This window comes from Oceanobacillus caeni (genome assembly GCF_019037185.1).
GTDB classification, from domain to species: domain Bacteria; phylum Bacillota; class Bacilli; order Bacillales; family Amphibacillaceae; genus Oceanobacillus; species Oceanobacillus caeni.
Genome location: NZ_JAHHXM010000004.1, coordinates 25,570 through 49,409, shown reverse-complemented (window position 1 = coordinate 49,409; position 23,840 = coordinate 25,570). Strand labels below are relative to the sequence as shown.

General features: G+C 38.2%; 24 protein-coding genes and 1 riboswitch. Of the genes, 6 read left to right on the top strand and 18 right to left on the bottom strand.

Going from position 1 to position 23,840, the window contains the following annotated elements; all coding sequences use genetic code 11:
* The first annotated feature begins 141 nt into the window (after positions 1–141).
* A riboswitch (TPP riboswitch) is annotated at positions 142–254 on the top strand.
* A 119-nt stretch (positions 255–373) separates the two neighbouring features.
* The 5 genes from thiW (at position 374) to thiE (ending at position 3,996) form a co-directional block, all read left to right on the top strand.
* The gene (gene thiW / locus KM885_RS03795; RefSeq protein ID WP_047186702.1) at positions 374–859 is read left to right on the top strand and encodes an energy coupling factor transporter S component ThiW; all 486 of its coding nucleotides are present in this window, start codon (positions 374–376) and stop codon (positions 857–859) included.
* 251 nt (positions 860–1,110) lie between these two features.
* Complete coding sequence (gene tenA, locus KM885_RS03790; protein ID WP_060668178.1) at positions 1,111–1,791, top strand: thiaminase II; 681 nt, start codon at positions 1,111–1,113, stop codon at positions 1,789–1,791.
* Positions 1,791–2,597, top strand: a complete 807-nt coding sequence (gene thiD / locus KM885_RS03785) for a bifunctional hydroxymethylpyrimidine kinase/phosphomethylpyrimidine kinase (RefSeq protein ID WP_216883545.1) — start codon at positions 1,791–1,793, stop codon at positions 2,595–2,597. The genes tenA and thiD overlap by 1 nt, the downstream gene beginning before the upstream one ends.
* On the top strand, positions 2,594–3,367 hold the full coding sequence (thiM, locus tag KM885_RS03780) for a hydroxyethylthiazole kinase (RefSeq protein WP_216883544.1): 774 nt from the start codon (positions 2,594–2,596) through the stop codon (positions 3,365–3,367). The genes thiD and thiM overlap by 4 nt, the downstream gene beginning before the upstream one ends.
* Before the next feature lie 5 nt (positions 3,368–3,372).
* Positions 3,373–3,996, top strand: coding sequence for a thiamine phosphate synthase (thiE, locus tag KM885_RS03775; protein WP_204797988.1), 624 nt, complete (start codon positions 3,373–3,375; stop codon positions 3,994–3,996).
* Between the two features lie 47 nt (positions 3,997–4,043).
* Here the strand turns inward: thiE and prmC are convergent, their stop codons facing one another.
* The 7 genes from prmC to KM885_RS03740 form a co-directional block, all read right to left on the bottom strand.
* Positions 4,044–4,886, bottom strand: a complete 843-nt coding sequence (gene prmC / locus KM885_RS03770) for a peptide chain release factor N(5)-glutamine methyltransferase (protein ID WP_216883543.1) — start codon at positions 4,884–4,886, stop codon at positions 4,044–4,046.
* 1 nt (position 4,887) lies between these two features.
* Complete coding sequence (prfA, locus tag KM885_RS03765) at positions 4,888–5,958, bottom strand: peptide chain release factor 1 (protein ID WP_047186696.1); 1,071 nt, start codon at positions 5,956–5,958, stop codon at positions 4,888–4,890.
* Between the two features lie 652 nt (positions 5,959–6,610).
* Positions 6,611–7,294: a zf-HC2 domain-containing protein gene (locus tag KM885_RS03760; RefSeq protein WP_216883542.1), complete on the bottom strand. Its 684-nt coding sequence runs from the start codon at positions 7,292–7,294 to the stop codon at positions 6,611–6,613.
* A complete protein-coding gene (locus KM885_RS03755) occupies positions 7,284–7,781 on the bottom strand; it encodes an RNA polymerase sigma factor (RefSeq protein ID WP_047186694.1) in 498 nt (165 codons plus the stop codon). Before KM885_RS03755 ends, KM885_RS03760 begins: the two co-directional genes overlap by 11 nt.
* 252 nt (positions 7,782–8,033) lie before the next feature.
* The gene (larA, locus tag KM885_RS03750; RefSeq protein WP_216883541.1) at positions 8,034–9,296 is read right to left on the bottom strand and encodes a nickel-dependent lactate racemase; all 1,263 of its coding nucleotides are present in this window, start codon (positions 9,294–9,296) and stop codon (positions 8,034–8,036) included.
* A gap of 70 nt (positions 9,297–9,366) precedes the next feature.
* Complete coding sequence (locus tag KM885_RS03745; RefSeq protein ID WP_216883540.1) at positions 9,367–10,476, bottom strand: 2-keto-3-deoxygluconate permease; 1,110 nt, start codon at positions 10,474–10,476, stop codon at positions 9,367–9,369.
* Positions 10,467–11,627 (bottom strand): glycerate kinase, encoded by a 1,161-nt coding sequence (locus tag KM885_RS03740; RefSeq protein WP_216883539.1) that lies wholly within the window; start codon positions 11,625–11,627, stop codon positions 10,467–10,469. Before KM885_RS03740 ends, KM885_RS03745 begins: the two co-directional genes overlap by 10 nt.
* Positions 11,628–11,771: 144 nt before the next feature.
* On the opposite strand from KM885_RS03740, the gene KM885_RS03735 reads away from it, so the two are divergent.
* Positions 11,772–12,857, top strand: coding sequence for a CdaR family transcriptional regulator (locus KM885_RS03735; protein ID WP_047186691.1), 1,086 nt, complete (start codon positions 11,772–11,774; stop codon positions 12,855–12,857).
* Between the two features lie 86 nt (positions 12,858–12,943).
* On the opposite strand, the gene KM885_RS03730 is transcribed toward KM885_RS03735, so the two are convergent.
* The 11 genes from KM885_RS03730 to KM885_RS03680 all read right to left on the bottom strand — a co-directional run bounded on the left by KM885_RS03730 (position 12,944) and on the right by KM885_RS03680 (position 23,799).
* A complete protein-coding gene (locus KM885_RS03730; RefSeq protein WP_047186690.1) occupies positions 12,944–13,564 on the bottom strand; it encodes a thymidine kinase in 621 nt (206 codons plus the stop codon).
* A gap of 201 nt (positions 13,565–13,765) precedes the next feature.
* Complete coding sequence (locus KM885_RS03725) at positions 13,766–14,011, bottom strand: type B 50S ribosomal protein L31 (protein WP_047186689.1); 246 nt, start codon at positions 14,009–14,011, stop codon at positions 13,766–13,768.
* A 220-nt stretch (positions 14,012–14,231) separates the two neighbouring features.
* On the bottom strand, positions 14,232–15,512 hold the full coding sequence (gene rho, locus KM885_RS03720; protein ID WP_047186729.1) for a transcription termination factor Rho: 1,281 nt from the start codon (positions 15,510–15,512) through the stop codon (positions 14,232–14,234).
* Between the two features lie 1,440 nt (positions 15,513–16,952).
* Positions 16,953–18,239 (bottom strand): UDP-N-acetylglucosamine 1-carboxyvinyltransferase, encoded by a 1,287-nt coding sequence (locus KM885_RS03715; protein WP_047186686.1) that lies wholly within the window; start codon positions 18,237–18,239, stop codon positions 16,953–16,955.
* A 391-nt stretch (positions 18,240–18,630) separates the two neighbouring features.
* Positions 18,631–19,272, bottom strand: coding sequence for a fructose-6-phosphate aldolase (fsa, locus tag KM885_RS03710; protein WP_204797980.1), 642 nt, complete (start codon positions 19,270–19,272; stop codon positions 18,631–18,633).
* A 108-nt stretch (positions 19,273–19,380) separates the two neighbouring features.
* On the bottom strand, positions 19,381–20,235 hold the full coding sequence (gene fba, locus KM885_RS03705; RefSeq protein WP_047186684.1) for a class II fructose-1,6-bisphosphate aldolase: 855 nt from the start codon (positions 20,233–20,235) through the stop codon (positions 19,381–19,383).
* A gap of 105 nt (positions 20,236–20,340) precedes the next feature.
* Positions 20,341–20,721, bottom strand: coding sequence for a response regulator (locus KM885_RS03700; protein ID WP_225344061.1), 381 nt, complete (start codon positions 20,719–20,721; stop codon positions 20,341–20,343).
* 187 nt (positions 20,722–20,908) lie between these two features.
* Positions 20,909–21,166, bottom strand: coding sequence for a hypothetical protein (locus KM885_RS03695; protein ID WP_047185117.1), 258 nt, complete (start codon positions 21,164–21,166; stop codon positions 20,909–20,911).
* The gene (locus KM885_RS03690) at positions 21,135–21,905 is read right to left on the bottom strand and encodes an IS91 family transposase (protein ID WP_420874568.1); all 771 of its coding nucleotides are present in this window, start codon (positions 21,903–21,905) and stop codon (positions 21,135–21,137) included. The genes KM885_RS03695 and KM885_RS03690 overlap by 32 nt, the downstream gene beginning before the upstream one ends.
* Before the next feature lie 49 nt (positions 21,906–21,954).
* Positions 21,955–22,368, bottom strand: coding sequence for a transposase zinc-binding domain-containing protein (locus tag KM885_RS03685; RefSeq protein ID WP_216883538.1), 414 nt, complete (start codon positions 22,366–22,368; stop codon positions 21,955–21,957).
* Between the two features lie 207 nt (positions 22,369–22,575).
* Positions 22,576–23,799, bottom strand: a complete 1,224-nt coding sequence (locus tag KM885_RS03680; RefSeq protein ID WP_216883537.1) for an MFS transporter — start codon at positions 23,797–23,799, stop codon at positions 22,576–22,578.
* Between the last annotated feature and the right edge of the window lie 41 nt (positions 23,800–23,840).

Below are 23,840 nucleotides of genomic sequence, written 5' to 3'. Positions count from 1 at the left end.
TGCTATACTAAAAGTTTTGTCAATAAATTCTACTGGTATACATTCCAAACAGGGGAAATTGGTAATCTTCTAGATTAAATCTAGTGACAACAATAACTTTTTTTGTTAAGGTTAGTTTGTAAGTGCTTCATTTTATATAAAATTTACTACTAGGGGAGCCCAAAAGGTGTGGGCTGAGAGGGAAGCAAGCACTTCCCGACTCTTATGGACCTGATCTGGATAATACCAGCGGAGGGAAGTAGTCGGACGTTTCCATTTTCATTTGTCCACCTATTTCAGCTTATCAAGCCAGGTTCAATAAGAATCTGGCTTTTTTGGTGGGTAAAAATGGATATACGCTTTTACTACCTCTAGTAATCTAGGGAGGAATGGGATGAATCGAACACGTTTATTAACTACGATGGCTGTGCTTATTGCAATGGGGACACTTACATCTCAACTTGTCTGGTTTCCGGCAGGCATTGCGAGAGCATATCCTGTCCAGCACGCCATTAATATTGTCGCAGCTGTGACACTTGGACCGGGACCAGCAGTGATTATTGCTTTTATGATTAGTCTGCTTCGTAATCTACTTGGCCTTGGAACATTATTAGCTTTTCCCGGAAGCATGATTGGTGCATTTTTGGCAGCTTACTTTTACAGAATGTCAGGAAAACATGCATTAGCAGCTCTTGGAGAAAGTATTGGTAGCGGATTTATCGGCGCACTCTTCGCTGTGCCATTTGCCTATATCTTTATGGGAAATTCGGTTGGTGCTCTAGCGTTTGTACCGCCATTTATTGTAAGCAGTACAACCGGAGCGATCATCGGTATGTTTATCGTATCACGAATGAAGATTAAAAATATCATACGGATTTGACTATGAACTACTAAGGTACGAATGCTGATATTTGGTACACAAACTAACGGATAATTGAGCTCATTTAATGGATTCACGCTCATGATTAACGAATTAACGTGCTCAATTAACGGATTAACTGACACGATTACTGAATTTAAGTGAGCGACTAACGAATTCACTCGCACGATTAACGAATTAATGCACACGATCCACAAACGGACACGAGCTAAAATTTTTTTCTGCATAACAAAAACAAGGAGGCTTTTTCAATGACTTTCACAGACGAATTAAGAAAAGAAAACGACGATATTTATCAACTTATTTTTAATCACCCTTTTGTTCAAGGGATAGGAAAAGGGGAACTTCCTAAACAAGCGGTTGAACATTATATTAAAGCTGATTTTGAATTTTTAAATGCATTTGTACAGGTGTATAGTATCGCACTCTCCAAATCTACAAACCGAGAGGATATGGCATATTTTCATGAGCAAATTCAGTTTACACTGTATGATGAAGTCCAGCCACATCTAAACTTCTCAGATTATATAGGAGTTCGTTTTGAAGATCTCCAAGGTCACCCACTCCCACCATCAGGAGATCATTATATTAAGCATATGCTCTACCATGCTAATATGGGGAGTTTAGGTGAAACCTTAAGTGCATTATTGCCTTGTCCTTGGACGTATTTGGAAATTGGACAGGAATTAATAAAAAAATATCAGCCAACGAAGGACCATCCTTTCTATAAATGGATTCACTTTTACGCAGAATCCGGTCACGAGACAGAGCAAATGCGGAAACGATTAGACGCTTTTGCAGCTAATGCTTCCACGGAAGAGAAGTTACGGATGAAGGATGCCTTTCGTAAAAGCTGTCAACTTGAATTAGCATTTTGGGAAATGTCTTATACATGTGAGGAATGGCCTAGTAACAAGGCGGTGACACAGTAATGGAAAAAGTTGCAACAGCGCTCACAATCGCTGGAACAGACCCTAGTGGTGGAGCTGGAATCCAGGCAGATTTAAAAACATTCCAAGAAGTACAAAGCTACGGCATGTCTGTCATCACATCTGTCATAGCCCAAAATACAACAGGAGTACAAGCAATTCACCACGTACCATTAGAAATGATTGAACAACAACTAGATGCTGTTATTTCGGATATACCAATCCTTGCATTTAAGACAGGAATGATTGCAAACATAGATATGATGAAAGTAATTGCGGAAAAGATCCCACAAATCCGTGCCCCATATGTAATGGATCCCGTTATGGTTGCAACAAGTGGAGATGCTTTAATTGAAGCGAAGGCTCGTGACTTTTTACGTGAGCGCCTTTTACCTTTCACATCACTTGTGACACCGAATATTCCAGAAGCGGAATTTTTGACAGGGGAAAAGATTGATTCAACGGATGATATGAAGCAAGCTGCAGTAGTATTAGTGGAGAGGTTTGGTGCCGGGGCCGCTTTAGTCAAAGGTGGGCATATGGAGGGAGAAGCAACAGATTTTCTTTATGATGGTTCAAGCCTTCACACATTTTCATCGGAGAGAATTGACACGAAGAATACGCACGGAACGGGTTGTACGTATTCAGCTGCGATTACTGCCTATTTAAGTCAGGGATTAAATTTATATGAAGCGGTAAAGGCTGGAAAACATTTTGTCACAGCAGCAATTGCCGACTCCTTTACCTTAGGTTCTGGTCATGGACCGACGAATCACTGGGCAATTAGGAAGGAGAAAGTGAAGCAATGAATCCAGTTATCATTCAAAACATTCGAGAAAAAACACCACTCATTCATCATTTGACAAATCAAGTTGTCATGAATTTTACTGCGAATGGCCTATTAGCATTTGGCGGAGCACCTATCATGGCAAAATCCGAAGTAGAAGCATATGACATGGCTCAAGCTTCAGATGGGGTTCTCATCAATATTGGAACGATTACAGAAGCGGAAGTAAAAGCAATGATCCTCGCTGGTAAAGCTGCGAATGAAAAAGGAATCCCAGTCGTGCTTGATCCAGTTGGTGTTGCCGCAACAGCCTTTCGAACAGACATTGTGAAGCAAATCTTAGCCGAAGTACAGCCAACGGTGATTAAAGGAAATGCGGGAGAACTTGCCAATCTTGCTCACATTCCTTGGCAATCAAAAGGGGTTGAATCAATCGATGATGGAAATACGGAGGAGATTGCGCAAAAGGTTGCTGAGATGTATCGCACAGCCGCTATTGTTACAGGAAAGATTGATACCATCTGTAATGGGAATCAAATCATTCAAAATGAAACAGGGCATGCATTTTTAACGAAAGTAACAGGTGCTGGTTGTTTACTCGGTTCCATCATCACAGCTTGTCTAACAACAAATCATCCGACTCTAGAACAAGCATTAACAGCCGTACAATTTTATGGATTAGCAGCGGAATACGCTGCTTCTCGTCCGGATGTTCATGGTCCTGGAACCTTCTTACCAAATTTTATCGATGCTCTTTCATTAGAACCGGAAGACCTAGAAAGGAGAGCATAAATAAAATGCCAGATTCCATCAAGAAAAGTTTACGGAAATATTTTATCATGGGCAGTCAGAATTGCACGAGAAATCCGGTTGAAATACTAGAAGCTGCAGTTGAAGCTGGGATTACCGCCTTTCAATTTCGTGAGAAAGGAGAAGGTTCTCTAAAAGGCGAAGCTAAAATTGAGTTAGGTAAACAGTTACGAGCTGTTTGCCATAAAGCAGGCATTCCGTTTATCGTCAATGACGATGTAGAGCTTGTAGACTTGTTGGATGCGGATGGGATTCATGTTGGACAAGATGATCAATCTGCTCAGGATTTAAGAAGGGTTTTTCCTAATAAATGGATTGGCCTTTCTGTCTCTAACGCAAATGAACTTGAAAACAGTCCGCTTGCTTATGTAGACTACATAGGCGCGGGGCCTATTTTTCACACATCAACCAAAACAGACGCTAAAGCCGCTGTTGGGTTGAAGTGGATTTCCACATTAAGAAGAGAGTTTCCAAGTCTTCCAATCGTCGGAATTGGTGGAATTACTACAGAAAACGCCGCTTCTGTCATGGAGGCAGGGGCTGACGGTGTGTCCATTATTACCGCGATTACAAGAGCAGAAAATATAGAACGGGCAGTTAAATTATTATAATGTAGAGGGTGGCAAACCTAACTTGGTTTGCCACCCCTCTTTTCATTTTATAGGCATGCAGATACGATTCGATCTTTTCCGTTGATGTCTTGTATGATTTGTATCTTACTTTCAGAAAAGTTTGTTTGAATTAATTGATGTACAGCAGTACTCTGTGCATGTCCTATCTCAAAAACCATCCTTTTCAGATTAGGAATTTGTCTAGCTTGTTCAATGATGGTTCGATAAGCTGCAAGTCCTTCTTCTTCGGCAAATAATGCTAGGGACGGGTCAAAGTTTTTCACCGTATCCGCTAATAGTTTTTCTTCCGACTTCGCTATATAAGGTGGATTGGATACAAGTACGTCAATATGGATGTTCCCTTCCACAAATGGCTGTAGAAAATCTCCTTTTAAAAAGTTTACTTCCGCATATAATGTTTCTGCATTTCTTCTCGCTACTTCCAAAGCTTGCTCGGAAATATCCGATGCATAAATAGTTGTTTGCGGCAATTCTAATTTTAAAGTGGTTGCTATAATTCCACTTCCCGTTCCAATATCAGCAATTGTTAAAGGTTCGTTTTTCACTTTATTAATTACATGCTCGACAAGCTCTTCGGTTTCCGGTCTTGGGATCAGCACATGTTCATTCACTGCAAATTTCCGTCCATAAAACCACTCATACCCGATTATATGTTGGACCGGAATTCCAGTTTCTGCATGCCTTTGGATATCCACTTTTATTCGTTTTATTTTTTCTTCTGGAATTTCATCCTGCATCATCATGAAATATTGACTTCTTGATATATTTAAATGATGTTGAATTAATATTTCCGCAACCCTTGGTTCTCGATTATGGTTTTCTAAAAAAAGAGAAGCCCAATTTTGGACTTCGTATAATTTTTCACTCATCTTATTCACCAATTTGCTCTAACTTTTTCGCCTGTTCTTCTACTTGCAAGGCATCCACAAATTCGTCTAATTTTCCTTCTAAAATTTGGTCCAATTTTTGAATCGTTAATCCGATTCGGTGATCGGTTACACGGTTTTGCGGGAAATTATACGTACGAATGCGTTCTGAACGGTCCCCCGTACCAACTGCTGATTTTCTCGTTTCATCATATTCAGCTTGGGCTTCTTGCTGGAACTTATCATAGATTCTCGCACGTAACACCTTCATTGCTTTTTCTTTGTTCTTGATTTGGGATTTTTCATCCTGAATCGAAACAACAATACCTGTTGGAATATGTGTTAAACGAACGGCTGACATTGTGGTGTTAACACTTTGCCCACCGGGACCACTAGATGCAAATGTATCCACACGAATATCTTTATCATGCACTTCCACCTCTACCTCTTCAGCCTCCGGTAACACCGCAACTGTTGCTGTTGAAGTATGAATTCTACCACCGGATTCCGTTTCAGGAACACGCTGAACACGGTGTGCACCGTTTTCGAATTTCAATTTGGAATATGCACCATTCCCGTTAACCATAAAGATAATTTCTTTATATCCACCAACACCTGTTGTGTGCGCCTCCATTACCTCTATCTTCCAACCTTGATTCTCCGCATAGCGAGAATACATACGATAAAGATCACCAGCAAATAATGCAGCTTCATCCCCACCTGCAGCACCACGAATTTCTATGAATACGTTCTTGTCGTCATTCGGGTCTTTAGGAAGAAGTAAGATTTTCATTTTTTCTTCTAACTCTTCTTTTGCAGTAGAAAGCTCCTGGATTTCTTCTTTTGTCATTTCATACATCTCATCATCCAAGTCTTCTTCTAGCATTTCTTTTGCATCTTTTAATTGTTTATCGATATCTTTATACTCACGGTATGCTTGAACAACATCCGACAAATCCGACTGTTCCTTCGAATATTCACGAAGCTTCTTTGTATCATTCACGATTTCTGGATCGCTAAGAAGTTCATTTAACTTATTATAACGATCTTCTAATGTCTGTAAACGATCAATCATCACGTACACCTCTTTCTGATTACCAGTAATATTATATTATACACAGTGGGTTGGGGTCAAAGTATTTTGGAAAGTGATTGAGCGTTTGGTTCAGCTGTGATAGCCTGTCCCACGATTGCGTTCCTTCGTTTTTCCTGAAGTCAAGATAAGCATGTACACTTTCGACTATATAAGAATGTACAATTGGGAGGGGTAAGTGAATGATCCGGGAAAAACCAAAGGAAATGGGCACTCATCGATGGGATGAGTGACCGAAGTCGGAAATAACCAAAGAAAAAGGGCACTCATCGATGGGATGAGTGACCGAAGTCAGAAATAACCAAAGGTAAAGGGCACTCATCGATGGGATGAGTGACCGAAGTCGGAAATAACCAAAGGTAATGGGCACTCATCGATGGGATGAGTGACCGAAGTCAGAAATAACCAAAGGTAATGGGCACTCATCGACGGGATGAGTGACCGAAGTCGGAAATAACCAAAGGTAATGGGCACTCATAGGTGGGATGAGTGACCGAAGTCGGAAAAAGCCAAAGGTAATGGGCACTCATGGATGGGATGAGTGACCGAAGTCGGAAATAACCAAAGAAAAAGGGCACTCATCGATGGGATGAGTGGCCGAATGAGTCTTTCACGATAGCCTAACCTTCATTATTTAATGATTACTCCCTGCACGGTACAAATCCTTTAATCGTATTTCTTCCGTACTGTCTTTATATTGAATGGTTATTTTGTCTTCGTCTGTTAGTTTCTTTTCCTTACCATTTGGCAGTAATAATGTGTTTTCATCTAAGAAAGTATACGTAATGTCAGTTCCGCCTTGTTGGGCAATGGCCAACTCAGAGTGGATATTCCAGTTTTTATCCGCAAAGATATTCCAGTTTTCATAAATAATAATCAAGTCGGTATAATCCTGATTCTCTTGTTGTTCCATAGCTAAAAGATAACGGTTGTCCTTTTTTGACTTAAAGTTCAGCGTAGCTATATTATTTTGTTTTTGAACAGTTGTTTGCACGTTATTTTCATCCGCTATCCACATGTGGACAAATAGAAAATAATAACCAATGGATATCATAAGAAAAAGCGCTAGTAGTGATCCTGCAACGGTGAAGATCTTTTTCCTATTTTTGGATCGTATCTTTTTAAAATAATCGATATTCCTCTTCTGATCTTTTTGTTCATTGGTACGTTCTATCAGAAAGTCTTCCTGCATTTCCTTTACATACTCTTGACAATCCACACATTGCTCCATATGTTTTTCCATTTGTCTATTGGTCTCTTCACTCGTTAAGTTTTCCATATAGCTCGGTACTAAATCCTTAAAAACTTCATGGTTCATAACTCGTATCACCCTTTCGTATTTGTTGTTTGGCACGATAAAATGTTACTCGTGCCCAGTTTTCTGTTTCTCCGAAAATGGAGCCAATTTCCTTAAAAGATAAATCACCTAATAACCTGAGATAAAGTATTTCACGTTTTGTTTCACTAAGCTGGTGTGCCTTTTTAAAAAAGTTAATTTTGTCTTCATTTCTAAAATATTCTTCTTCAAGATTATAAAATAAAGTACTTTCATCGCTCAGTGAGTTCACAAGCTGGTGCTTTTTCTTTGTACGATTAACTTCTTGCAGCCAAACATTTTTTGCGATGGCACATAACCACGTGGAAAATTTCGCCTTTCCATTATCATGAAAGTTATCAATGGACTTAATTGCTTGATAAAACGTCTCTTGCGTTAATTCCTCGGCAGCATGTTCATCATTTGTCAGGGTTAATAAATATCTAAAAATAAAGTCCGCATAATCCTGATATATATTGTCTTTATCCACAAGTTACCTCCTTTCGTATGTAGGATAATTATCAGTTGATTACCAACAAGCTTCTAAAAAAGTCTAATCAGCTATATATCCCAAAATGTGTTAATTCGTTACAAAATTTTTCTGCCACGCTTTGAAACAAGGAGCTCTATCTCCCTACACAAACCAAAAAAGAGGGCTATTATCCGCCCTCTTTTCCTTAAGCTTAAACTACCATATTCGATTCATCCAGTCCTTTTTCATACTACCCGTTTGATATATTGTCTACTCTTCCACATAAGGAATCGTTAATGGACCAAGCGGAAGGACGGCAACTGTCATATCTTCTCCATACGTTTCTTTTAACAGTTCCAATGTTTTTTCAATATTATGTGTTGGCTTAAGCATGGCACCTTTAACCTGTTCATCCGTTAATTTGGAATAAACATAAACATCAGCCCATGTTTGAATAACTGCTTGCTTCTGAACTTGCCATTGATCCATCATCTTAAATTTTGGATCGTTAATCATTTCTAATAATTCATGCGGGCTATTGGCCATTCCGAAAATCTTAGAGAAATTACCATGATCCGGGAGTCCATCTGAACATTCCGAAGCAACAATAATCGAGCCGCCTTTTTTCACAATCTTATGCGCTGCACTCATCCCTTTTACCGCTTGATACAGGTTTTGATCAAGTGGGTAACCAGAATTTGACGTAATAACGACATCAAATCTCTCCTCACATCGATACATAGCGTGTTCTTTTGCGAATTCACAACCAACATTATGTGCCTCATAAAGCTCACCAGCAAAGACATTTGTAATTTCCTTTTCCCGGTTAAGCGTAACATTTAACATAAAGTCCGGCTTACACATACCATTAATTTCACGTGTCATATCCTGAACTGGATTATTCTCCATATTTCCCCAAGTTGCTAAGGGATCTCCTATCATTCTAGCATTATGGAATGTCATGATTGTTTCTAATCCCGCGATTCCTGGCATGATTCCTTTAGGCCCACCGGAAAAACCAGCAAAGAAGTGTGGTTCAATGAATCCTGTTACAATTTTAAAATCTGATTCCACATAATCTTTATTTAAATAAACATCACAACCGAATCTACTTTCTCCAACTTTGACAAGTGTATCCTTATCATGGCAGTTATTATTTACGATTCGAATATTGTCAACGATCCATTCCCCAAGCATTTGGATAAATTCTTCTCGTGTTTGTTCTCGATGTGTCCCAGTTCCATTGATGATGACGAAGTTCTCCAACGGTACATGATCTAATTCCTCTATTAATAAGGGTACTAATATATGATTTGGAGTAGGTCTTGTAATGTCACTAATAACTATCGACACCGTATCTGTTGATTGTACCGATTCCTTTAAAGCTGCTGTCCCTATCGGATTTCTTAATGCCTTGCGTATCGCTTCTTTTTCATTATCTAATTTCTTTAGATTTTTCGGTTCAATTTCTAAAGATTGATCAGGTAAATCTAGTATAAGCCCTTCTCTTCCATATAATAATTCTTTTTTCATTTATATCCCTACCTTGTTGTCATTCTATATCTAGTATACTACAGCGCTTACAAATTAGATTGTAAGATAATTATGCTGTTTCCTTATTCTTTTGTTTTAATCCAAGGTCCTCTCTAGTTGGATCCAACCCTTTCTTTTTATGATATCTATCCATAATAATGACAGCCAGCGGACAAAGGAGTGCTGTAGTAATGGTTGAAATAGAGATCTGTGCTGTGGCAATTGGTACAATCGCTTGAATTGCCTCAAACTCTGCAGCGGTCATTGCACCTGTACTGACTGCAACTGATGCAGAAGCTGCTACTGCTGCTGGTGTTGCTGCAGCATTTCCTGCCGTTGACGCTTCCGCAATAGGCGCTATATAACTTCTTTCACCAAATAATCTAAACGCAAGAATTCCCATTCCACCAGTTACAAAAAAGGTAAGTGCTGATAGAACTAATCCCCCAACAAGTACTTCGGGATTAAAGAAATTAGCCAGATTCATTCCAGCACCCAGGGAAAATGCAAAAAATGGGATAAGAAGGTTTTCACCTGGCGCCAGGAATTCACGAATCTTTGGATCAAGGTTACCTAACAGCATTCCAATACCAATTGGTAATAACACAGAAAGAAATGCTACCATTGGGAAAGATGTCCCTAAAATTCCTAAACCAACTAACGTTAAGAAAGGTCCATCATTTATCGCAAGTAGGGATAACCCTCCTACATCCGAACGATTACCGTATTGGCCGGTAAGTGCCGCATACATTCCACTATTACTATTTGTCATCCCCGCAATGAGTGCAAGTGTTGATAGCCCAAATATTCCATTCATGGGATCAGAGAAATATCCGAATACCATTCCGATTGCTAAACCAGATAAATATTTTGTTGTTGTTACGATTGCACCCTTTTTCAAAGCCCTTTGTCCCATTTTTAGGTTCATTTGACTTCCAACACAAAATAGAAAAAGTGCGATAAGAACTAAAGCACTATCTTTAAAAAGTTCTTGGGAAAACCCACCAATTCGTAAAAACTCATAATATCCTTCTTCAGTCTGTGGTGCCCCGAGCCATTTTAGAACATTCATCACTGCAGATAAATGCATTTGGTCAATCGTGTTTAATGTTACACCCAATAAAAGTGGCACGACCATTAATCCACCCGGAACTTTTTCAATCGCAGCTTTTATTTGCATAGAAATGACCTCCCCTTCGTTGCTAGATAGAAATAGGAACGAATAACTTGTTCGGAACTGTAAGCAAGTAACTCCGCAGCATGATTCATGGATTCCTCTAAAGTCATTGGTTCTTTAGCAATACTATTGATACTAACAATTCCATAATCATAAAGAACATCGATTCCTTCCCCCACCGAACCTGCTACAATAATGGTTGGAACGTTTTTCTTCATGGCTGCCTTTGCAACTCCTAATGGGGTTTTTCCCGAAGCGGTTTGAAAGTCTACCTTTCCCTCTCCAGTAATCACTACATCAGCATTTTCTAAAGCTTTATCTAGCTGGCAATATTCCAAAACTACTTCAATACCTGGCCTCATCTTTGCCGGAAAGAAGGCTAGAAATGCTCCTCCTATCCCCCCAGCAGCACCTGCACCGGGCAGGTTATGAAGGTGAATTCCCGTTGCCTTTTCAATTTCATCCGCCCAATGGCTAAGGTTATCGTCTAGGATCTTCACTTCATTCGGTTTGGCACCTTTCTGTGGCCCAAAGACATGGGAGGCTCCATTTGGTCCTATGAAAGGATTTTGTACATCGGATGCGATTAAAAAGGAGCAATCTGGGATTCGCCTATCCAATGTCTGTAAATCGATAGAGTGAACCTTTCCCAGCTCACCTCCACCAAATCCGATCTCATTCCCATCTCGATCTAAAACCTTCAATCCAAGTGCTTGAAGCATACCCATTCCACCATCATTTGTCGCAGATCCTCCAACAGCAAGAATAAAAGATCTATACCCATTATCTAATGCGTCCTTAATGAGTTGCCCTGTTCCATATGTTGTCGCCCGCAAAGGAGATAGTTTTTCTTTAGGTACTAAATCTAGCCCTGATGCAGTTGCCATCTCAATCACACAGGTCTTATGATCCCCAAGTACTCCATATTCTGCTTCCAAGTTCTCACCCAAAGGACCAATTACGGTTGTCTTTTTTGTTATACCATTTGTTGCTGCTATTAAAGTACTCATCGTCCCCTCGCCACCATCCGCAACAGGAACTAATGTCGTCTCCGCATTCGGGTAAGCCTTCTTCACCCCTTGATTAATAGAACTCGCCACATCGATAGCATTTAGGCTTCCTTTAAAAGAATCTGGTGCAATAACAACCTTCATTAACCTCACCCCGCAAAGTAAACGCCTTCAATATATTCATTATAAAAATCTTGACGAAAATAATCCATCGTTATAACATACGAAATAGTAAGAATAGTTGTAATAGATTTTGTTTATTTTGCCAATTGTAAAGGATGCGTCGATATGTTAACAAGAGAAATGGCAGAAACCATTGTTCAAGAGGCTTCCCTAAGAGTAGATCGAAATGTCAATATCATGAACAGAAACGGAAAGATTATCGCCAGCTGTGACCCATCGAGGCTAAATCAAATACATGCAGGCGCATTAGAAGTTATAAAAGATGGTAGAACAATAATTATTTACCCAGAAGATAAATTATCAGGGGCTAAACCTGGGATAAATCTGCCTATTGTTTTTCAAGAGAAGATAATCGGGGTTATCGGAATAACTGGGGATCCAAAGAAAATTAGTGAAATTGGTGAACTCGTTAAAATGATGACCGAATTAATGATTAATCAAAAGTACATCGCATCACAGTCAGAATGGAAACAAACAACAAAAGATATGCTTCTAGAGCAATTATTAAAGAAAGAACTATCTTATCATGATATAGATCGTTTAATTGGTAAACTAGATTTTGAATTCATTCCTACATTCGTAACAGTCATCATTCAAATAGAAGAGCGTTCCTCTATTGTATCCAATAAAACCCTTATAGAAAGTTTAGAAAATGCATGCCATCCTAAAAGGGGATTCATTGGAGTTATTCATGTCAATAAGTTATGTATTGCATTTACAAACATAAGTGAAGCAGAGATCGATAAAAAAATTCTTACTGTTTATCAGGTATTAAAAGGTTTACATATTCAATTTCGTTTGTCCTATAGCTTACCCTTTGATAAATTAAAAGATTTCAGGGAGTCCTATTTAGATTGTGATTTGGCCTTGAAAGTTAGCGATCGTAATAAGGAAATTGTATCCTATGCTCAATTAGAAACAAAGGTATTAATTTACCGAATGAATCAGCAATTATCCAAGAGGTTTGCCAAGCGTATTTTGGAAAAAGTAAACGAAGAAAACATAAAAACCTTGAAGGCATTTTTCAATCATAACCTTCATATTCAAAAAACAGCCGAAGAATTATTTATCCATCGAAATACATTAATCTATCGACTTAACAAGATTAGTGAACAAACAGGTTTAGATCCCAGGAAATTTGAAGATGCTTTGTCATTACAAGTCGCAATATGGATTTACGAGCAACTTTAATTATATTAAATTTGAGAGCCCTTTAAAAAGAACCCTATAGCCCAGACATTTTTAACGTCTACGCTATAGGGTTCTTTTTAAATGCTTTATTCCGTTACCTCTAACATGCTTTTCCATATTTTATTTATCGGCTTTTTTGGGACTTCATGATGATGACGACATCTTGGTTCATAGGATTCAGATGCCCCAACAAGAATAATGGGATCATCGAAAGAAGCTGGTTTGCCATTAATCAGGCGTTGCGTGCGACTCGCTGGTGATCCACATATTGGGCAAATGGCATTTAATTTTGTAATCGATTCACTAACAGCCATTAATTCAGGCATCGGATCAAATGGTTCCCCACGAAAATCTGTATCTAATCCGGCTGCTATCACACGAACACCCTTATTTGCTAGCTGTTCCGCAACTTCAACGATAGAATTATCAAAAAATTGTGCTTCATCGATAGCAATAATATCGACATTCGGATTGATGTGGTCAAAAATTTCTTCTACCTGGTTAATTGGTTGGGCTACGGTAGACATTCCATTATGCGAAACGATATCCTTTTTATTATAACGATCATCTATAGCAGGTTTAAACACTTGCACCGTTAAATGAGCATAAGTAGCACGACGAACTCGGCGAATGAGTTCTTCCGATTTCCCAGAAAACATACTGCCACATATTACTTCAATCCAGCCACTTTGTTTCATTACATACATGGTAGAGAACCTCACTTTTTATTATTACAAACCTTTATTAGTTTACCACGAATTAGGTTAATTTAAAGAATCTTTATGGAAATTTTTCTACAAAAAAGCGAAAACAGGCAAAATAATGGTATTTTGCCTGTTTTTGATAGTTGGAATGAACTATTCCGGTTTTATCAAGCTAGTTCCACTCATTAAGATAGAGCTTCCCTCTTATTTCATATTATATTTCTTCTTGAATCGATCCACACGTCCGCCGACTTTATCAGCTTTTTGTTTACCAGTGTAGAATGGGTGTGAATCAGAACTGATTTCAACTTTGATTAAAGGATAAGTGTTACCATCTTCCCATTCAATTGTTTCATTAGAAGATCTTGTTGAACCAGTCAAGAATTTGAAGTCTGAGCTAGTATCTAGAAATACTACTTTTCTGTACTCAGGATGAATTCCTTCTTTCATGCTTTTCCACTCCTTATGCCCTGAATCCCTTGGAAACAGAGTTATTTTAAAAGGGTTTTAAAAAAGTACTAAAGTTCCTTTTTAAAAATACCTATTTAAGACTCGAATATCTAAACTCACATCTATGAATTATACCAGTGTCGTTTCCTGTTTGCAAGGGGATCCGTAAAATTTCTTTAATTAGGAACTACCCCATTCATTGTACTTATCGCAAATGGAACTAACGTCTCATTCCTTTTCTCTTCATTTCCTCATCCATGACTTGATAGAATTCCTCATTAGACTTAGTTGATTTTAGTTTTCTCAAGAAACGGTCTAGGAAGTCATGGTTATCTTGCATTGTTTTACGCAGCATCCATACTTTATCCAGATCTTCTTTCGGAATAAGTAATTCTTCTTTACGTGTACCGGATTTCAGAATGTCAATTGCTGGGAAGATTCTTCTTTCTGCAAGGTGGCGGTCTAGGTGAAGTTCCATATTACCTGTACCTTTAAATTCCTCATAGATTACATCATCCATCCTTGATCCAGTATCAACTAAGGCTGTAGCTAATATCGTAAAGCTTCCACCTTCTTCGATATTTCTTGCCGCACCGAAGAAACGCTTTGGACGGTGGAACGCGGCAGGGTCAATTCCTCCCGACAATGTTCTACCACTTGGAGGAATAACTAAGTTGTATGCACGAGCTAAACGTGTAATACTATCCATTAAAACAATGACATCACGTTTATGTTCTACGAGACGCATCGCTCTTTCCAGTACAAGCTCTGATACTTTGATATGACTTTCTGGTATCTCATCAAACGTCGAACTTACTACATCAACGTCAGGACTTACAGAACGTTCAATATCCGTAACTTCCTCTGGACGCTCATCCACTAACAAGATAATTAACTTTGCTTGTGGGTGATTTTTAGTAATGCTATTTGCAATTTGTTTAAGTAGCACCGTTTTACCAGCTTTAGGTGGGGCAACGATTAATCCACGTTGTCCAAAACCAACAGGAGTCATTAAATCCATAATGCGTGTAGACAATTGTCTATTGTCTGTTTCCAATTGCATAAAGCGATCTGGATATAAAGCAGTTAATGCTGGAAAATGAACCCGTTCCTTGGCTGTCTCAGGGTCCTCGCTGTTAACCGCATCTACATGTAATAACCCATAATAACGTTCATTTTCTTTCGGGGGTCTTACCTTCCCAGAAACTTTATCCCCATTTCTCAAATCAAAACGACGGATTTGTGATGCCGAAATATAAATATCCTCCGCACTTGGAGAATAGTTGATTGGCCTTAAAAAACCAAAGCCTTCTGAAGGAATGATTTCCAATATACCATCCATAAATAAGTACCCATCTTTTTCAGCTTGCGCTTTTAAAATAGCAAAAATGAGTTCTTTCTTTGTTAATTTAGCATAATAAGAAATTCGATATTCCTTTGCCAGTGCATATAATTCTTTTAAAGTTAACGTCTCTAATTGAGAGATTGTTAATGCTGACATATTTTCACCCTCGTCCATTCCTTTACCATCTTCTGCTTAAGATGAATTATTATTTTGAAAAGTCAAACTATCATTAAAAAAGACGGCTTACATTTATATTATTAAAAGACATTTAGAGAAACTCGCATTTGCTTTGTTTAGAGGTCCCCTTGGATTTACTCATGAACATACCTTCCTCTAGCTCCTTTAGAGGATTACTGATTCTCTGAATAACCTTGTAACACGACGAGCATAGTAGCTTTTCATTACTTGATCATTAATTCTTTATGACAAAATACTTCCTAGCTAGCGCTTAATTTTATTCTTTACTAATACGAAAGAAGACTTAGTATTTGCATAGACTTTGGCGAATACCTCGTTGTACTTATACATGAAGAAAGTTTTATACTCTCTAATCGCTAAAAATGATTTATTCTACTTCTTTTTGAGAAGGTTAAGCCCTTTGCGAAGAAAATAATATGGAAGTAAAAATGAAGAAACCTAATCGGTGTTTATTTCCTTTTTCGTTGTTTAAAGTTAAACAATACAATCTTACCCTTAAATTTACTCTAATTCAATACTTTTTCGTTGGGGTATTCATTAATTTTGTGGAAAAATATCAGTTTCATAGTTTTCATATAATTGGAAAGGAAGCTAGAGAAGGTCTAGCTCCCCCTTACTATCCTTTATTAGAAGACTAATTTTGGCTTCTTCAGAAGTCTTTTCCCGTCATGTACTGCCCTTTACATATTTACTACTGTTTGACTCAATTCTCTCCATTAAATAAGATTACTATACATTTACTAGCTACTTAATTAATTCGATAAAATTCTTTAAAATCCTTCTAATTTTGTAAAAAAATATAAAATGAACCCTTTATTATCTTCTTTTTCAATAGAAATGAAAGTATAAAAATCAAGGCTTTATCATGCAAATAGCCACGTCCGGATCCAGCGACAGGCGATACTTCCTTTATCTCTACGGTAAGAAAATGTCCGATTAAAACCGCCGCTATGCGCAACATCATCGGACCACCTGACGTGGATCAGTCATACGTTACTATGATGCACAGGTCATGCTAGTACAGTCATTACGACAGACGTCTCTTTCCTGGCCTTTAAGGGGGCTTACGCCTTTGCTTCTTTTTAAGTGCGTTTTCAAAAAGGAGGGTGAAAAGGATCGTGGTCTGCTAACGGCGCAATGTCCTATAAACGCTGCCTCTACACAGGGGTATGCCCACGTTAGCCGCAAAGGCTGTTTTTAGTTGGCCTTCTTTTAATTCGTTTCCTCCGCATCACAGTTCGATGCGTCGTAGCTTTGAGTATTAGAAAAGGCTTCTTCGATTGCACGTCACATGTAGAAAAAATGCTTTTCTTTTTCAAAGACGACGTGACGGAACTTAGTCGAAGACCCTTAGTACCAAAGAGTCATTTTCACCGTACTTTTGAACAACCTCTTTCATTATAAATTTTGAAATTGGGTAATTTCTACTTCATCCATTTCTTCCCGCCAAATATTCGCACCAAGGTCGCCTAGTTTTTCAGTTATACGTTGATATCCCCTATCAATATGATCTACACCAGTTATTTCCGTTATTCCGTCGGCCATTAAACCTGCGACAATCAAAGCGGCTCCCGCACGAAGGTCTGAAGCCTTCACTTTAGCCCCTTGAAGTTTTGTAGGACCACTTACAATGGCGGAACCACCCTCTACTTTTATAGCAGCATTCATACGTCTTAACTCATCAATATGTTTAAGTCGAGCAGAATAGATAGTATCCGTTACAACACCAGTATTTTCAGCTTTTGTTAATAGCGCCGTAAAAGGTTGTTGTAAATCCGTTGGAAAGCCTGGGTAAACCAAAGTTTTAATGTCAACACTTTTTAGTGTGTTTCTTGGAGCAATCAATAATTGTTCATCGCTTTCCTCCACACGTACCCCCATTTCTCTAAGCTTTGCAAGTAAAGCTTCTAAATGGTTGGTGATGACATTATCAATAATCACTTCTTTACCTTGTGCTGCAGCAGCTATTGCGTATGTCCCTGCCTCAATTCGGTCTGGAATAATCGTATGTCTACAACCGTGAAGTTCCGGTACTCCCTCAATCCGTATCACATCGGTACCGACACCTTTAATCTTTGCACCCATATTCGTTAATAATGTTGCGACGTCAATAATTTCAGGCTCTTTTGCCGCATTCTCAATAACCGTCTTCCCTTTTGCTCGAACCGCTGCGAGCATAATATTAATCGTTGCGCCAACACTAACGACATCAAGATAGATTCTTGCTCCTCTTAGTTCTTTTGCACGTAAATAAATCGCACCTTGTTCATTAGTTACCTCTGCGCCAAGTGCTTCAAAACCTTTGATATGTTGGTCTATCGGTCGTGGCCCTAAAAAACAACCACCCGGGAGTCCAATTACCGCCTTATTAAACTTTCCTAACATGGCGCCCATAAAATAATATGAAGCCCTTAATTTCTTTACCTTTCCATTTGGTAAAGGCATGTCCACCATCTTTTCCGGATTAATCATAATCGTTTGTCCATCCCAACTTACGTCCCCACCAATTTCTTCTAAAAGGTCACTTAATAGTTGGACATCTGAGATATTTGGTAATCCTTCAATTGTTACAGGGGAATTCGCTAAAATCGAAGCTGGTAGAAGAGCTACTGCACTATTTTTCGCACCGCTAATTCTTACTTGGCCATTTAGCTTATGGCCACCTTCAATTAATATTTTTTGCATGTGTAACCCTCGCTTTATGCGTGTTCAAAAAGGAGGATGAAAAGGACCGAGGTCGGCTAAATCGCAACGTCCTGGGGCTCCGATTACTCGCCCCACCGTAAAGATTTGTTGCAACGCCGACACTAGCACGTCCTGTGCGTCGCAGTTCAAGGAGGCGCAGCTCCCGTTACCGGAACGTATTCAGTTAATACGTGAGGAACGGTGAGTCTTGCCAACTAGAAACGTCGAAGTGTCATTTTCACCGGACTTTTTGAACAACTTCTTTTAGAGGTCATTTTCCTCCATTTTCATATGTATGACAAAGGAGATAAGAAAGAGTTAGAGCGAATAATCTATTCGCTCTAATTATATCATTTACGATAAGCCTTTATTTCATTCAATTTTCCACAAATTATTTATTCCAGTCAGCTAAAAACTTCTCAATTCCTTGATCTGTTAATGGATGTTTGACAAGTTGAGCTAATACATTAAATGGTACCGTTGCAATATCTGCACCATTTAGGGCTGCTTCCGTAACATGCATTGGATGACGAATAGATGCAGCGATAATTTTTGAATCAATTCCGTGAATATCAAAAATTTCAGCGATGTTACGAATTAAAGTCATACCGTTTTGACCGATATCATCTAGACGTCCTAGGAATGGTGAAACATATGTGGCACCGGCACGTGCAGCAAGTAATGCTTGGTTTGCGTTAAAAATTAATGTAACATTTGTTGTAATTCCAAGATCTGTTAAAGCTTTTGTTGCTTTAAGCCCTTCTAAAGTCATAGGAAGTTTTACAGTAATGTTTGGTGCAATTGCTGCTAGTTCTTTACCTTCTGCAATCATTCCTTCAGAATCCAAAGAAATAACTTCTGCACTAACAGAACCTTCTGTAATCTCTGCAGTGATCTCTTTTAGACGATCGTGGAAATCAACACCTTTTTCTTTTGCAACAAGACTAGGATTTGTTGTTACTCCACCTAAAACACCAAGTGCATTTGCTTCACGAATTTCATCAATATTAGCTGTATCAATAAAAAATTGCATGTAATTTCACTCCTATTCAGAAAAGTTTATACATCATTTAACATTATATACGATAAAACGACGAGTGGATAGGGGGTATTCCCAATCCATTCGTCGCAATATGTTGTTTTATGCTTTACCAGATGAACCGAATTCACGCATTTTACCTATAACAGTTTCTTTGATAGCTTCTGTACCAGGTCCTAGATATTTACGTGGGTCATATAAATCAGGTTTTTCTTCTAATGTTTTACGAACGGCAGCAGTTTGTGCCATTTGGTTTTCTGTATTTACATTAATTTTAGCAGTTCCTAATGAAATTGCTTTTTGAATATCTTTAGTTGGGATACCTGTACCACCATGTAGTACTAATGGAATTTGTACAGCGTTTAAGATTTCTTCCATTTCTTTAAATCCTAGGTTAGGTTCACCTTGGTATGGGCCATGAACAGATCCAAGTGCAGGTGCTAAACAATCGATTCCTGCTTCTGTTACAAGACGTTTACATTCGTTTACATCAGCGTACATAATTCCACCGATAACACCGTCTTCTTCTCCACCTACAGTACCTACTTCAGCTTCAACTGATACGCCGTGAAGATGTGCAAGTTCTGTTACCTTTTTAGTAGTAGCAATGTTTTCATCAATTGGGTCATGAGAAGCATCAATCATTACAGAAGTAAATCCTGCATGAATAGCCGCCGCACATTTTTCAAAACTTGAACCATGGTCAAGATGGATTGCTACAGGAACAGTTGTACCGTAAGATTCCATTAAAGATTTAACCATTGCTACAACAACATTAAATCCACCCATATATTTCCCTGCACCTTCAGAAACTCCTAAGATGACAGGTGATTTTTCTTCTTCTGCCGCTTGTAAGATTGCTTGAATGTATTCTAGATTATTGATATTAAATTGACCTACCGCATAACCATTTTCTTTTCCTTTTTCAAGCATTTCTTTCATAGATACTAATGGCATATGATATCCTCCTCTAGTGAATTCGTTCACATAAGTTGTACTTTTTTACTACATAAATAGAATACCAACTTGTCCCATTAGGTGCAAGCTTTTAGAAACTACTGTTCACTTCATTTTTCCTTGATTCCTAACAATGTCATGAACCTTTTCTACAAACTCATTTATATTGAAAGGCTTTGCAATAACTGATTTAACAAGCTTAGATTTCATCGCCTCTGATGCGATATTTTCCACGAGGCCACTCATCACGATGGCAGGAATTTCCACATTATCTTTCTCTAGTTTTTCTAATACTTCCGTCCCATCCATGATTGGTAATTTATAATCTAAAATCATTAGATCGAAACTATTAACACTAATTTGGTCTATCGCTTCCTTACCAGTGGTCGCTTCCTCTATCTCGTATCCTTCATTTTTCAAAATTTCTTTAAGTAGTAATCTAATCCCCATTTGATCATCTACTATTAGAATTTTAGACTGGCTCAACAAAATCCCCCCTCATATCAAAATCAACAAAAACTTTCATAAACCCACATTTTTTCTCCCAGTACATCCATTTCTATATTTATGTGGGATTTTCCTGCCAAATTTACAAATTACCCTAGTAAATTAAAAATTTTATCAATTCCAAGAACAAAAGCGCTAACGCGCCTTATCACGTCCCAAGTGAGAATTAATCACTTGGGATATTTCTCGCTTCTAACATGGTGCCATTACAGTAGGGGCAATGTAATTCTACTTCTTCTCCCTCTTTTTTATCCACACTAAATTCACCGATAATATATTCAGGAACTTCATCGGTTTTATTACAATCAATACATTTAAAAATCACCATCTTTATTTCTTCATTCAAACCAAAGGGATCGTCTTCATTTAACCACCCTAAGTTTTCTGCCGAATTATCCCGTCCTTTTTTGTTGGACAATACCATATTTTTTACATCTCTCCTTTTCTACTTCCTCCATGTAGTAATAAATCCATCCGTAATCACTATGCCATATTCCTACAAGGTCCATTTGTCTTCCACAATGTGGACATTGAAATGGGTCGTTTTCAAATGACTCCATCATTCGTTGACGGTATGTTTTCTTTTTTCTTTTCGTCTCCAGTAATAATGAAATTTGTTTTGTCCTCATGAACGCATATAAACTTAATATTTGTTGTGCTTTTCGATGGGATCTTCTACTATACAATCCATATCTACCAACCATACGAAAATGCTTAGGAGGGACGTGTTGTAGTATTTCAAATATAAACCTGTAAACGGGGATCTTTTTATCTACTCTTTTACCAGTACGATGATCTTCATACCAATAATGGACCGTATCTCCGTCATATTCTACGATACGGTATTCCGCAATTGCTGGTCGTGCTAAATATCGCCCAATGTACCGTGCTACTCCTTTGGCGTTTGTTATTTTCTTTTCTGCATTTACATAAAATCCCTTAGGGTATCTTTGGTATAAATCATTCACCAATTCATTCACTTTTTGATTCCCAGGAAACCATTTTTTCACTAAATCTAACACTACTTTTTGCCATGATTTCCTTAAGTACTCATATGGAATATATCCACTTGATACCCACTCTTTCTTATTATCTAATGCCCCTTCTGTTACCAATGCATGTATATGGGGGTTGAATTTTAAATCACGTCCAAAAGTATGTATTACTGTAATAATACCCGAGCGTAATCCTCTTTTTTTACTTCTGTGATAATTATTGAAAAACTTCCGCCACCTGTTTACTTAATTCATTAAGCTTTTTACGATCTTCAAAGAACACATTCCTTAATTCTTGAGGAATAGTAAATACCATATGACGATGAGGTACATTAAAAATCATTTCCTGTTGTTTATCCGACCAATCATCCGTATATTTTTTCCCACAACGATGACAGAGTCTACTTTTACAAGTGAAACATACAAATTTAGGTAAGGAATTACCTTCACAACCTAAGCATTCATAACGTGCAAAGCCCATATCACGGGTACCACACTTGATGGTCTTCTCAACAGTTTCTTTTATATCATTACGATAAGATTCGGGAAACCTTCTATCGTGCAAATCCCAAAATCCTGCAAAATGATCTTTTAGTATTTCTTTTATAACACCTGTACCTTTTTTCATCATCTTTGTTCTCTCCATCAGTAATAGTTAAATTTTAACATAAACTTATCCACAACCAAGAAATTTTATAGTTTCCAATAGTTTCCTAAACAATAAAAAAGACACACAGTAAGCGAGTTTGCTTACTGTGTGTCTTTTGTATATTAACCCAATTGGATTCGTCATAACGGGTCCGTTCCACGGTAATACCTTCATAATCCTGAGTATGATTTAACTTTGTACAGTTTCTACCACGTTTCCTTTTCTGCTAGCTTTCTCTTTATTTAGGCTCAGCATGATGAGGAAGGAGATGATATAAAGAATCGCTAAGTAAATCATTGCCATTGTCATATTATAATGTTGTAAAATAAATCCAACTAAAATTGGAGATAACCCACCAACTGCACGTCCAAAGTTGAAAATTGTATTCGTTGCAGTACTGCGAATTTTCGCAGGATAAAAACTACTTATTAACGCTCCATAGCCAGCAAACATTCCGTTCGAGAAGAAACCTACGATCGCACCACCAATTAATACACCCGCACTACCTGTTGCGAATGAGTAAAGAAATACTGCACTAGCAGAGGCAAGTAGAAACAATCCATAGGCACGCTTTGCACCAAATTTGTCCATAATCATTCCAAAGGTCAACATTCCAATAATCATACCGACCGCAGTACTAATCGTCCAAAGTGCAGAGCTTGATACAGATAGCCCCTGCGATTCTTGGAGCATAGAAGGAAGCCAAATCATTAAGCCATTGTATCCAGCAATCTGAACAGTTGCCATAATCGCTAAGGAAATGGTTGTAATCGCAATTCTTGGTGTAGAGAACAATTGAATCAATTTACCTTTTTCTTTCTTTTGTTCCACTTTATTATCTTTTTGTGCTTTCAACCATTCCGGAGATTCGTCCAAGTTTCTACGTACGATAAAGGCAAAAATAACTGGAATCACACCAACTAAGAATAATGCCCTCCATCCAAGAGTTGGTAGGATCATGGCGCTTAGGAATGCTGCCAAAATCACTCCGTATTGTGCCCCAACACTTACATAAGAAGAGGCTCTTCCTTGTTTGCTTTTCGGCCACGCTTCTGCCACTAATGCCATTCCAATTCCATATTCTCCACCGGCACCAAGCCCAGCAATAAACCTAAAAATATATACCTGTTCTATACTTGTCGCAACAGCAGTTAATGCTGTTCCAATTGCAAATAAGAAAATCGTATACGTGAAAACTTTCACACGGCCAAATTTATCCGCTAAAATCCCAAATATCATTCCACCAAGCAACATTCCAATATTTGTTATGGAAGAAATAAAACCACCAGTTGCAAGATCGATATTAAATTCAGCAACAATCATAGACATTACAAATGATATGAACATAATATCCATACCTTCTAATGTCAAACCAGTTACGGATGCTACTACTGTTTTTTTACGATAATCCATCGTTTTCCCTCCATATTCGTATCATGTGTTTTTTTTAGAAA

Bases quoted from the DNA above. Each gene is read 5' to 3' on its own strand.
- KM885_RS03725 (WP_047186689.1), bottom strand. From the start codon at position 14,011: ATGAAAGAAGGAATTCATCCTGAGTACAGAAAAGTAGTATTTCTAGAT.
- KM885_RS03680 (WP_216883537.1), bottom strand. From the start codon at position 23,799: ATGGATTATCGTAAAAAAACAGTAGTAGCATCCGTAACTGGTTTGACA.
- larA (WP_216883541.1), bottom strand. From the start codon at position 9,296: ATGAAAAAAGAATTATTATATGGAAGAGAAGGGCTTATACTAGATTTA.
- KM885_RS03740 (WP_216883539.1), bottom strand. From the start codon at position 11,627: ATGAAGGTTGTTATTGCACCAGATTCTTTTAAAGGAAGCCTAAATGCT.
- KM885_RS03735 (WP_047186691.1), top strand. From the start codon at position 11,772: ATGTTAACAAGAGAAATGGCAGAAACCATTGTTCAAGAGGCTTCCCTA.
- KM885_RS03715 (WP_047186686.1), bottom strand. From the start codon at position 18,239: ATGCAAAAAATATTAATTGAAGGTGGCCATAAGCTAAATGGCCAAGTA.
- KM885_RS03695 (WP_047185117.1), bottom strand. From the start codon at position 21,166: ATGGTATTGTCCAACAAAAAAGGACGGGATAATTCGGCAGAAAACTTA.
- thiD (WP_216883545.1), top strand. From the start codon at position 1,791: ATGGAAAAAGTTGCAACAGCGCTCACAATCGCTGGAACAGACCCTAGT.
- thiW (WP_047186702.1), top strand. From the start codon at position 374: ATGAATCGAACACGTTTATTAACTACGATGGCTGTGCTTATTGCAATG.
- thiM (WP_216883544.1), top strand. From the start codon at position 2,594: ATGAATCCAGTTATCATTCAAAACATTCGAGAAAAAACACCACTCATT.
- KM885_RS03760 (WP_216883542.1), bottom strand. From the start codon at position 7,294: ATGAACCATGAAGTTTTTAAGGATTTAGTACCGAGCTATATGGAAAAC.
- KM885_RS03745 (WP_216883540.1), bottom strand. From the start codon at position 10,476: ATGCAAATAAAAGCTGCGATTGAAAAAGTTCCGGGTGGATTAATGGTC.
- thiE (WP_204797988.1), top strand. From the start codon at position 3,373: ATGCCAGATTCCATCAAGAAAAGTTTACGGAAATATTTTATCATGGGC.
- prfA (WP_047186696.1), bottom strand. From the start codon at position 5,958: ATGATTGATCGTTTACAGACATTAGAAGATCGTTATAATAAGTTAAAT.
- prmC (WP_216883543.1), bottom strand. From the start codon at position 4,886: ATGAGTGAAAAATTATACGAAGTCCAAAATTGGGCTTCTCTTTTTTTA.
- KM885_RS03730 (WP_047186690.1), bottom strand. From the start codon at position 13,564: ATGTATGTAATGAAACAAAGTGGCTGGATTGAAGTAATATGTGGCAGT.
- fsa (WP_204797980.1), bottom strand. From the start codon at position 19,272: ATGCAATTTTTTATTGATACAGCTAATATTGATGAAATTCGTGAAGCA.
- fba (WP_047186684.1), bottom strand. From the start codon at position 20,235: ATGCCATTAGTATCTATGAAAGAAATGCTTGAAAAAGGAAAAGAAAAT.
- rho (WP_047186729.1), bottom strand. From the start codon at position 15,512: ATGTCAGCATTAACAATCTCTCAATTAGAGACGTTAACTTTAAAAGAA.
- KM885_RS03685 (WP_216883538.1), bottom strand. From the start codon at position 22,368: ATGATGAAAAAAGGTACAGGTGTTATAAAAGAAATACTAAAAGATCAT.
- tenA (WP_060668178.1), top strand. From the start codon at position 1,111: ATGACTTTCACAGACGAATTAAGAAAAGAAAACGACGATATTTATCAA.